Annotated in this window: 9 protein-coding genes; all 9 read right to left on the bottom strand. The window is 61.3% G+C overall.

The features are described 5' to 3' along the window. Window positions 1-52: 52 nt before the first annotated feature. On the bottom strand, window positions 53-1,471 hold the full coding sequence (locus tag O1W68_RS13755) for a vWA domain-containing protein (protein ID WP_269304333.1): 1,419 nt from the start codon (window positions 1,469-1,471) through the stop codon (window positions 53-55). Between the two features lies 1 nt (window position 1,472). Further along, on the bottom strand, window positions 1,473-2,360 hold the full coding sequence (locus tag O1W68_RS13760) for an AAA family ATPase (RefSeq protein WP_269304336.1): 888 nt from the start codon (window positions 2,358-2,360) through the stop codon (window positions 1,473-1,475). A 21-nt stretch (window positions 2,361-2,381) separates the two neighbouring features. After that, a complete protein-coding gene (locus O1W68_RS13765; RefSeq protein ID WP_269304337.1) occupies window positions 2,382-3,665 on the bottom strand; it encodes a glutamate-5-semialdehyde dehydrogenase in 1,284 nt (427 codons plus the stop codon). 73 nt (window positions 3,666-3,738) lie between these two features. Further along, window positions 3,739-4,701, bottom strand: coding sequence for a D-2-hydroxyacid dehydrogenase (locus O1W68_RS13770; RefSeq protein ID WP_269304338.1), 963 nt, complete (start codon window positions 4,699-4,701; stop codon window positions 3,739-3,741). Continuing rightward, window positions 4,698-6,071, bottom strand: coding sequence for an MFS transporter (locus tag O1W68_RS13775; protein ID WP_269304555.1), 1,374 nt, complete (start codon window positions 6,069-6,071; stop codon window positions 4,698-4,700). Before O1W68_RS13775 ends, O1W68_RS13770 begins: the two co-directional genes overlap by 4 nt. A gap of 177 nt (window positions 6,072-6,248) precedes the next feature. Continuing rightward, window positions 6,249-7,472, bottom strand: coding sequence for a M20 family metallopeptidase (locus tag O1W68_RS13780; RefSeq protein WP_269304340.1), 1,224 nt, complete (start codon window positions 7,470-7,472; stop codon window positions 6,249-6,251). Then, window positions 7,469-8,740, bottom strand: a complete 1,272-nt coding sequence (locus O1W68_RS13785; RefSeq protein WP_269304342.1) for an aminotransferase-like domain-containing protein — start codon at window positions 8,738-8,740, stop codon at window positions 7,469-7,471. Before O1W68_RS13785 ends, O1W68_RS13780 begins: the two co-directional genes overlap by 4 nt. Window positions 8,741-8,743: 3 nt before the next feature. After that, window positions 8,744-9,958: a M24 family metallopeptidase gene (locus O1W68_RS13790; RefSeq protein WP_269304556.1), complete on the bottom strand. Its 1,215-nt coding sequence runs from the start codon at window positions 9,956-9,958 to the stop codon at window positions 8,744-8,746. Between the two features lie 250 nt (window positions 9,959-10,208). After that, complete coding sequence (locus O1W68_RS13795; protein ID WP_269304344.1) at window positions 10,209-10,934, bottom strand: GntR family transcriptional regulator; 726 nt, start codon at window positions 10,932-10,934, stop codon at window positions 10,209-10,211. Between the last annotated feature and the right edge of the window lie 12 nt (window positions 10,935-10,946).

The raw sequence follows: 10,946 nt of genomic DNA on the forward strand, positions 1-10,946 counted from the left end.
GGCAACGTGTCTTCGGCCAGACACCGTCCGGAGGTCCCGGTGGGCTCGAAGATCACACCGGGAGCAGTCTCGACACGATGTCGGCCAGCTGCTGCGCCGAACGGCACTCGTACATGTTGATGACCTCGCGATAGACATCGGCGGCGGAATCGCCGGACCCCCATTGTCCGATCGGCTCCGGGTTGAGCCAATAGGCATGCTTGGCGACCGACACCGTGTGGGCCAGAGCGGCGACCTTCGGATCACGGTAGTTCGTCCGGGCATCACCGAGTATCAACACCGAGGTCCTGGAGGTGACGGATTGGGCGAATCTGTCGTCGAAAGTCTGGAACGCATTTCCGTAGTCCGAGTGCCCGTCGAAGGTGATCAGATCGGACTCGCGGATGATCCGCGACATCGCAGCGCCGAGATCGGCACTGGAATCGAAGAACTGCGTCACCTCGTCGGTCGAGTCTATGAAAGCAAAGATTCGGACCTTCGAAAACTGCTCGCGGAGAGCATGAACCAACAGCAACGTGAAATGACTGAAGCCTGCGACCGAGCCCGACACGTCGCACATCACCACCAGTTCGGGTCTGGCCCGACGGGGCTTGCGCTGCACGAGGTCGATCGGTACGCCGCCGGTGGACATGGATTTGCGCAGGGTCCGACGCAGGTCGATGGAGCCTGCGCGGCTTCGGCTGCGTCGCGCAGCGAGCCTGCTGGCCAGAAGCCTGGCAAGCGGTGTGACGCTGCGTCTGAGTGCCACCATTTCGGTGTCGGACGCGCGCAGAAAGTCGACTTCTTCAGCCAACTTGGGAACGCCGTAACTTGCCACTCGCTCGCGTCCGAGTTGCTCCGCTGCGCGACGCCGGGTCTCGTTGTCGATCATCTTGCGGAGGTCGGCGATACGCGCCGCAGCGGTGCGCTTGGCGACCTCGTCCTCGTACGGCGAGGAGGACCGGTCCGAACCGGTCTCCGCGTTGCCGAGAAGACCCTCCAGAATTTTGCTCAGCAACGTATCGGGTGCGACGTCGCGTAGCGCCTGATACGCAGAGAACGACGGCCCGTTCGTCGAGGTGTACTGCCCGAGTTCCTCGACCATCTGCGCCGCGAGCATTTCGGTGAGGCTCACCGCCTCCGGGCTGCCGTCGACGAGCAGCTCGGTGATGAGTTCGCGCAGCGCAGTGATGTCGACCTCGCCGTCGGCCGTGCGTGGAAGGGCAGTGTCGATCCCCCCTGAGTCCCGTTGCCCTGATGCCGCTGGAAACCACAGATCGAAGAGAGCGTCGAACGTGTCACGATGAGTGGGCCGACGAAGGAGCGAGCATGCAAGCCCCTCGCGAAGCGCTTCGCGGTCCAACATATCGAGCACCGAGAGCACTCGACCTGCGTCGATGGTTTCGGACGGCCCGACCGCGATCCCGCGTTTACGCAACGCGGTGACGAAATCTACGAGGTGACCGGGCAGACCGTGCGGAGGTGACTGCATGTCAGTTCAGCCGAAGGTCGGCCGCAGCTTTGATCTGGTCGGATTGGTGTTTGAGGACGACACCGAGGGTGGCTCGGACCGCGTCGTCGTCCAGGGTGTCCATGCCGAGTGCGAGGACAGTGCGACCCCAATCGATGGTTTCGGCCACCGATGGCAGCTTTTTCAGTTGCATCGCGCGCAACACTCCGATTGTGCGCACCATCTGCTCGGCAATCGCTTCCGGAAGCTCCGGCACTCGACTGGCGAGGATTCGCAGTTCGAGATCGGCGTCGGGGAAGTCGAGATGCAAGTAAAGGCAGCGCCGCTTGAGCGCTTCCGACAACTCACGGGTTGCGTTCGATGTCAGGATGACGAACGGCTTCCGCGTTGCGGTGATGGTCCCCAATTCGGGAATGGTCACAGCGAAATCGCTGAGTACCTCGAGCAGCAAACCCTCGATCTCGACGTCGGCCTTGTCTGTCTCGTCGATCAGCAGAACGGTTGGATCCTCGCGTCGAATGGCCTGCAGCAATGGCCGGGCAAGCAGGAACTCTTCGGAAAAGACGTCCAGCTTCGTCTCGTCCCAATCCTGATGGCCTGCCGAGCTCGACTGAATGCGCAATATCTGCTTGGCGTGATTCCACTCGTACAGTGCTCGTGCCTCGTCGACACCTTCGTAGCACTGCAGTCGAACCAGTTCGGCGTCCGTCGACTGAGCGACGGCACGGGCAAGTTCGGTCTTCCCGACCCCTGCCGGGCCTTCGATCAGAAGAGGCTTGTCCAGTCGATCGGCAAGGAACACCGATGTTGCCGTGGCTTTGTTCGCCAGGTAGCCGGTCTCGCCGAGCCGGGTGACGACGTCGTCGACGCTTGCGAACAGCGGCGGCGACGTCGGTAGTGCTCGATCCACGTCTGCTCCTTATGCTTTTTCTCAGACCGCGCGGGTGTGTCCTTCGCCCCAGACGGTCCATTTGGTAGAGGTCAGTTCAGGCAGGCCCATGGGCCCGCGAGCGTGCAGTTTTTGCGTCGAGATTCCGATTTCTGCGCCGAACCCGAACTGCTCTCCGTCGGTGAATGCTGTCGACGCGTTGACCATCACGGCCGCGGCGTCGACCCGGTTGGTGAACTCGCGGGCCGCGCTGAGGTCCGCGGTGACGATTGCTTCGGTGTGTCCGGTGCCGTATGCGTCGATGTGCGCGATGGCCTCGTCGATACCGTCGACGACCTTGAGGGCGACGTCGAGGGACAAATATTCCTCGGTCCAGTCCTGTTCGGTGGCGGGCACGAGCCCGGGTAGGTCGCCGTGCACGACGACGCTATGGCTCTGGAAAGCCTGTAGGAGCTGCGGGACGGCAGTCTCGGCGATTGCCGCGTCGACCAGGACGGTCTCTGCTGAATTGCAGACGCTGACGCGTCGAGTTTTCGAATTGAGAACGATCTTCTCGGCCATGAGAAGGTCGGCCGCGGAATGAATGTAAATGTGGCAGTTACCCACTCCGGTCTCGATCGTCGGTACCGTCGCATCTCGCACGACGGCCGCGATCAGTCCCGCGCCGCCGCGCGGGATCACGACGTCTACCAGCCCTCGTGCCTGGATCAAATGCGTGACGGAGGACCGATCCGCGCTCGGAAGCAGTTGCACTGCGTCGACCGGAAGACCGCTTGCTGCCAGCGCATTCTGCAACACCTGGACCAATGCGGCATTGGAACGGGCAGCGGACGAAGATCCCCGCAGCAGCGCCGCATTTCCTGACTTGAAGGCAAGTCCGAACGCATCGACCGTGACGTTGGGTCGGGCCTCGTAGACCATGCCGACGACGCCGAGGGGCACCCGTACCTGGCGAATCTCCAGCCCATTGGGCATAGTCGAACCACGTACGACGCCGCCGATAGGATCCGGCAGCCCTGCGACCTTACGCAGGCCCGCAGCGATACCGTCGATACGTGTGTCGGTGAGTCGAAGTCTGTCGAGCAGTCCTTCGTCGGTTCCGGCGGCGCGCGCGGCGTCGACATCGGCAGTGTTCGCGGCCAGTACCTCGGGAACTGCCGCCAACAGGGCATCGGCTGCAGCATGCAGCGCAGCGTCCTTGGCTGCGGTCGTCATCAGCGCCAAGGTCTTCGATGCCACGCGTGCGCGTCGGGCCGCGGTGTGAACCTGCTCACGCGTATCGAGTTCACCGATGGTCGCGTTCGCCGAAACAGGTGTGACCGTCATGCCCTACACAGTAGCCAGCGGCTTCTTCCAGCACGATGCGGTGCCCCGTGAAGCGAAGATCCTCCGCTCGACGCTACGGAACGAACCCCAACTTCTTGTCGACGACGTTCCGAAGCTCCTCCGCGTGCGCATATCGGTGGAAGTTGGACACGAAGACTTCGGCCAGCTGCCTCCGCCACCCGGTGGCATCCCCGCTCATGTGCGGGGTCACGACGAGGTTCGCGGTGGTCCATAGGGGATCGTCCGCAGGGAGTGGTTCGCTGTCGAAGACGTCGAGCGCTGCACCGGCGACGTGTCCGCTGCGCATGTATTTCACCAGCGCATCGGTGTCGAGTAGTTCACCCCTGCCGACGTTGACCACACGCACACCCGGCTTCGCTGCAGCTAGAACGCTCGCGTCGACGAGTCCTCTGGTTGCCGCGGTCAGCGGGGCGACCAAAACTAGATAGTCGACGTCGTGCACGACGTCGGCGAGGTCGAAACTGGCGTGAACGACGCCGAAATCGACATCTCCTGCGCGTGCCGTTCTACCCACGCCCGAGACCGTCATACCTACCGCCGACAACAACCGGGCAATTTCACGCCCGATTGCACCGGTGCCGACGATCATTGCGTGTGCAGCATCGATGCGCTCGGTCTCACGATGCTTCCAGACTCGCTGTCGCTGCAGCTCGGCTGATTCGGACGAATGCTTGGCAAAACCGAGAATGTGGGCAAGCACGAACTCCGCTATCGGGCGATCGAATACTCCTCGCGAATTCGTCACCACTACATCCGAAGCCACGAGATCGTCGAACATCAGGGAATCGACGCCCGCGGCAGCTATGTGGATCCACTTCAGATTGTCGAACCTATCCCACACTTGCCGCACGGCGGGCGAGAAGAAATCCCACAGCAACAGAACGTCCGCCCCAGGCACCGCGTCACCGAGGGAGTCCACTGTGGCGTAGCGCATGTCGGCCACAGCGGCCACTGACTCGAAGCCTTCGGGGACATTGTCGGCGTGAAATATCACGACGACGGGCCGGTTTGTCATTTCGATTTGTATCCGACCAGTTCGATGCCTCGAGCGGCCAACTCGGCGTCGTTGTCACCGGGACACTGATTTCCGCGAAGCGAACGCCCGGCCGTCTCCGGCATCAGAAGAATCGGTACGAATGCAATAGCCGCGGCCAGCATCATGTACCAGCCTGGGATCAGGTTCGATCCGGTCCTGTCGATGAGGAATGTCAGAATGAGCGGAGCTGTACCACCGAAGAGTGAAGTGGACACGTTGTAGCCGATTGCAAAGGCGCCGTAGCGAACCTGTGTCGGAAAAAGCGCCGGCAACGTCGAGGATACGCACGACAACATGATCACGAGGAGAATTCCGAGCCCGAGCAGACCCACGGTCTGGCCGACGATGCCGGTATTGATGATCAGCAGAAACAGCGGAACACTGAACACGAAATAGCCGACACAAGCAGTGAGCAACAGCGGCTTTCGACCGACTCGATCGGACAAGGCACCGATCGGATTGATAATGGCCATCAAGATCAGCATGATGACGACAAGCGTGAAATTCGACTGTGTGGTGCTGTGCCCCAACGTGTCACTGAGGTAGGACGGCAGGAAGGTGAGCACCGTGTAGTACGCAATATTGAGTAGCAGCACGAAACCCATCAGAATGAGGATTCGCTGCCAGTGGGTCATCGTGGACTTCAGCGAGGCGATCGCTCCGCCCTGCGAGCCTTCCGAGATGGTCTCGCCGTCGGCCTTGGCTTCGGCGAATACCGGCGAATCTTCGAGTCGGGTACGCAACCACAGCGCCACCATGCCGAGAGGAAGAGTCAACAAGAACGGGATTCGCCAACCCCATGCCTCCATGGTGTCGTCTCCGAGACCGAGGTTCAACAGGGTGCACAGCGTCGCGCCTGCGACAGTGCCTGCCAGCGTACCGAATTCGAGAAACGAACCGAAGAAACCTCGACGTTTGTCGGGCGCATACTCCGCCATGAAGACAGCCGCACCACCGTACTCACCGCCGGTCGAGAATCCCTGCACCAGGCGGCACACCAACAAGAGAATCGGTGCGAAGATGCCGATGCTGTCGAAGGTAGGCAGGATGCCGATCGCCGCGGTCGCCAGGGACATCATCGTCACGGTCAGGACGAGCACCTTTTGGCGACCGATTCGGTCACCGAGAGGTCCGAGTACGATCCCACCGATCGGCCGAATGATGAACGATGCCGCCAAGACTGCGAATGTCGAGAGCAGGCTCGCTCCCCCATCCTCGGATGGGAAGAAGTTCGCGGCGATATACACCGCCAGATAGCCGTACACGGCATAGTCGAACCACTCGACGGCGTTGCCCAGGGCAGAACCGCCGATAGCGAGGTGGAGAGTCTTGGTTTCTTTCCGAGTCAGTTCCTTGGTATTCGGCGGATACCCTGTGATCGGGTGACCATCTGCGTCGGCTGTCGGGCTTTTGGGTGACTGTGTCACTGTCCAATACCTCTCGCTGTGTGATGAAAATGAAGCGGCGGGTTGGTCCTGTGCAGCGGTTCACGTTACTTGCGTATACATCTCGGGTTCGTGCAACCCCTAGGTTGTAGCCATAACACCTGGTAACTGCGCGTTTCTGAACGCAATGAGTGCATACGCCGCTGCGCTGTCACATAATTGGCGCACGGACACAGACTCGTCGGGCTGGTGAGCTTGCATTTCGATCTCGCCAGGACCTAGCACGATGGTGGGAATACCCATGTCGCGCACGATGAAACCGCCGTCGCACGACGCGGTCCAGATGTCGGTGCCGTAAGGTCCGGCCGAGTCGGCCACTGCAGCGAGAGCAGAGTGCACGATATCGGAATCTTTGCTGGTCAGAAAGCCGGGCATCTCCATCGAGACGTGCACTGTTACCTCGATCCCGTCGCCGATGATCCCGGCCGCGGCAATGCGTCGATGCAGCTGGGCCGCCACGAGATGAGCATCTTCTCCTGGTAGCAACCGCCGGTCCACGGTAATCACGGCGCAGTCGGCAACCATCGAGGTCCCGGTTCCGCCGGAGACAGTACCGACGTTGAACGTTGCTGCTCCCAGCACCGGGTGAGCGCCGGCACGTAGTTCCTCGCCTATCGCGTCGATCACTACGATTATCTGCGCCGCCGCCGAGATTGCGTTACGCCCGTTGGACGGCCGCCCTGCATGAGCCGAACGCCCCCGTACGGTGATCTCGAGATTCGCTGCACCTCGACACCCGATGATGGTCATCAGATCCGTAGGTTCGGCGACAATACACCGAGAATAGCTACGGCGCTTGCCTGTTCGTACGAAAGACCGAATTCCCAGTCCGTTGTCTTCCTCGTCGACAAGACACGCCAACGATACGGGCGCGGAACCTACTGCACCGCAACGCTTCAGGGCGGCCATAGCGACTACGACGGCCGCTAGTCCCCCCTTCATATCGCATGCGCCCCGTCCGTACAGGCGCCCGCCGCGCACTGTTGCCGCGAAGGGATCCCTCGACCATCCGCCTCCTGCCGGTACGACGTCGGAGTGCCCGAGAAACAACACACCAGGTTCTTCGCTTCCCCCGACCGACACCATGACGTTCGGCCGTCCCGGTGCAACCTCGTCGATCTCGATGTCGAATCCGAGCTCGCGGCACGTGTCGGCCAGCACTTCGGCCACGCATTCCTCGGTACCACCGGGGTTTTCTCCCCCCGCATCGATCAGCGCCGACGCCAGCGCCACCAGCTCACCTTCGTCGATCGCAGCCAGTACCCGAGCCTCCAGTTCGGCTCGACTGTTCGATCTTCCCCTCATCGAGTGGAATCGGCATTTCGTCGAATGGCATGTGCAGTCCGCGGCACGGAATCGAGAGATCGAAGCGAGAGCGACTTGTCCACTGCCGCTGCCAGTCGCTTGACGCCCTCGTCGATACGCTCGGGCGAGGAAGATGCAAAACACAGCCGCAGGGAATCTTCGAATTTGCCGCCGACCGACAACGCCGGGCCGGGAATGTAAGCAACGCCTTCGGCAAGAGCGACTTCGAACAGCGCCTGTGTGGACAGCGCGGCGGCGTCGCCTCTCAGTGTCGCCCAGAGAAAGAAACCGCCTTCCGGGTCGGTAGTCGAGATCCGATCACCGAAATACTTGTCGAGACTGCGTTGCATTGCGATTTTGCGTGGGCGATATACCGCACTCAACGAACGCAGATGCGTCGCGAGGTGTCCTCGTCGGATGAATTCGGCGATCATTCGTTGCCCCGGAAGGTTGGTGCACGTGTCCATCGCCTGCTTGGAGTTGATCAATAGCTGTCGCGCCTCGGGCGCCGCGTCGACCCAACCGACTCGAAGCCCGGGGGCGATCATCTTGGAAAAGGTCCGCACCGAGAAGAGGAGTGGATCGTTCGGGCTCAGAGATTGGAAGCTCGGGATGTGTTCGCCCTCGAATCGGAGCAGACCGTACGGATCGTCGTCGAGAATGACCGAACCCCATCTGTGCGCCAATTCCAGCAGCAACTTTCGTCGCGCCAGTGACATCGTTGTGCCCGAGGGGTTTTGAAAGTTCGGGATGACGTAAATCATCTTGGGCAGCCGGCCTGCGGCCTCGACCAGATCGGGCAGCGCCTCCACCACGAGGCCGTCGGCATCCATCGGCGCTTCGAGCACGTCGCCCCCGTAGCTCAGGACGGTGGCGGTCCCGTTGGTGTACGTGGGACTTTCGACGATCACGAGATCCCCGGGATCGACGAACAGCTTGCATGCAAGATCGAGGCCCTGCATACCACCGGACGTGATGACGATGCGATCAGAAGACGACGGTTCACCGACCGAATCGAGATATCCCAGGAGTGCGTCGAGTAGACCCGGGTCGCCCTCGGTGGCCGCGTAGTCCATGGCATCGGCCGTGAGAACGGTAGCGGCGATTTCCGAAAATATCTCGGCTGGAACGGTTTCCGAAGCAGGCGAACCCATCGCGAACCGGACGATATCGTGCTTTTGAGCGGCTAGAAGCGATGTCGACGAGTCGATCACCGATCCCACCAGCTTGTCGGTGCGCAGGGACCACGGAATGGTGGTGGCGATCATGTCTCACTCCTTCGTCAGTAGTTGCCGCGGGAAATCGGTGAAAGTCTCGACGCCGCGTTCGGTCACGCGAACGGCCTCGGATACCTCGTATCCGTAGTCGTCCATCCACATTCCTCCGATGATGTGGAACGTCATGTTCTCGGTCAGAACCGTGTCGTCGTCGGTTCTGATGCTCACTGTCCGCTCGCCCCAGTCGGGCGCGTAGGCGATACCGATCGAGTACCCGATGCGCGACGGCTTGTGCAGTCCATGCTTGGCAAGACTGACGTTCCATACCTGCGCAAGTTCGGTGGTGCTGGCGCCGGGACGAACGGAATCGAGGACCTCGTTCAGCGCCTCACCGGTGGCACGAGCCAGGTAGTCGAGCCGCTTGCTCGGCTTACCCAGAACAATCGTGCGAGCCATCGGGATGTGGTATCGCCGGAATACACCGGCAAGTTCGACCACAGTGGTCTCACCTTCGACGAACACCTGATCCGACCAGGTGAGGTGCGGAGTGTCCGCACCTGCTCCGGTCGGCAGCATCGGCACAATTGCCGGATGGTCGCCACCGAAGTCGACGGTGCCCTTGATCTGTGCATTCATGATCGCCGCCGCCGCGTCGCACTGCCGCAGTCCGACGCCGATCGCATCGAAGGCCGCCCCCATCGCTGATTCGCACACCTGCGCGGCACCCCGCATGAGGTCGATCTCGGCCGGGCTCTTGACGACGCGAACCCAATTGATCAACTCGAACGAGTCGGTGAACTGGTACTCGGGCAATGACTTCACCAAGGCTTCGAACGCTTTGGGGCTGAAGTAGTAGGAATCCATCTCCAGGCCCACCAGACCGTGGGAGAAGTTGTTGACCACTCCCAGTTCGCGTAATTTCTGTGCAACCCATACGAACGGGTGTGTTTCCTTGCGCTGCACGAATGTTTCCGGGTACCCGAAGGTCTGGTCCTGAGGCAGCCAGGAGGTACGGAATGCGCCGTTGGCGTCCATCTCCCTGGCGAAGAAGTACAGGTCGCCCTCGAGCGGCACGTACAGGACTTGCGGTGTGTAGAAGGAGAGCGCGTTGTAACCCAACAGGTAGTAGAGATTGGACGGGTCCGTGACGATCAGCGCCGTGAGATGCTGCCGGGCCATTCGCTCTCGCACTGTGGCCAGGCGATGGGAGTACTCGTCTTCGGTGAACGTGATCGGCGTGGTGTTGGGAAGGTCTGCATACTCTGCCAGCCCGGGGGCGTGGCGTGGACCGACAGCGCTGGTGAATGTGACTGCTGGTTCGGCTGGATCGATCGGTTCGACTGGGTGCCCGGACTCGTTCACTCGTACCCCCTTTCGGGGCATCGCGGGAGGCTCGAGGCCTCCCGTGCATTTTGCAGATTGTTGACAATCAGGCTATGCGGAAGAGTCCAGGTGCTGCAAGAGAACTCGTGTTACTTCTTCGTTTCGATCAGTCGCACGCTGTCCACAACGTGCACGCTCAGTCGGCCACGGCGCCGACGCGGCCGCCGAACCCATCGGCAGCCGCCTCGGCCTGCATGGACCGACTCAGATCATGAATCGCAGTGTCCATGTGCTCATGTAAACCTGCTTCGAGTGCAGCCCAATCCGAACCCAGGAGTAGGTCCACCAACAATTGATGCTCCTCGACCAACGCCTCGGGCCGGAAGTAGGCCGTCTCCAAGTTGGCCATACAGATGCGCGCCTCCGCTGCCAATGTGGCGTACATCCTCGACATCCGACTGTTCGACGTCGCAGCAACCATCGCCGTGTGGAACGCCAGGTCCCGCTCGGCCAGACCGAACCAATCCGCTGAGTCGATGAACGGTTGCATCTGGTCGACGATTGCCGACAACTCTGCCGCCGTCGCCTTCAGGACGGTGATCTCGCCGTGGACGAGCGTCCATGCGGCACCGACTTCGATCGCCGCGCGGGCCTCGTATATCTCGGCGACGTCGTCGACGCTGAGCTCGACAACGAACACACCGCGATTTCGGTAGCTGATCAACAAACCTTCCTGATTCAGCCGCTGGAGCGCTTCGCGAACCGGGCCACGCGAAATCCCCAGCTCGGCAGCAACATTGGCTTCGTTGATCTGCTCGCCCGGTGCATAGGATCCGTCGATGATGCGATCACGAATCTGATCGGCTATCACCATCGACGTATTTCGGGCATCGATCGGGGTCAATCTTCGGGAACCTGACATATGCAAACCTCC

Source organism: Rhodococcus sp. H36-A4 (genome assembly GCF_027158005.1).
Lineage (GTDB): Bacteria > Actinomycetota > Actinomycetes > Mycobacteriales > Mycobacteriaceae > Rhodococcoides.

Coding starts and splice junctions, on each gene's coding strand:
- O1W68_RS13755 (WP_269304333.1), bottom strand. CDS start 1,471: ATGCAGTCACCTCCGCACGGTCTGCCCGGTCACCTCGTAGATTTCGTC.
- O1W68_RS13765 (WP_269304337.1), bottom strand. CDS start 3,665: ATGACGGTCACACCTGTTTCGGCGAACGCGACCATCGGTGAACTCGAT.
- O1W68_RS13770 (WP_269304338.1), bottom strand. CDS start 4,701: ATGACAAACCGGCCCGTCGTCGTGATATTTCACGCCGACAATGTCCCC.
- O1W68_RS13780 (WP_269304340.1), bottom strand. CDS start 7,472: ATGAGGGGAAGATCGAACAGTCGAGCCGAACTGGAGGCTCGGGTACTG.
- O1W68_RS13785 (WP_269304342.1), bottom strand. CDS start 8,740: ATGATCGCCACCACCATTCCGTGGTCCCTGCGCACCGACAAGCTGGTG.
- O1W68_RS13795 (WP_269304344.1), bottom strand. CDS start 10,934: ATGTCAGGTTCCCGAAGATTGACCCCGATCGATGCCCGAAATACGTCG.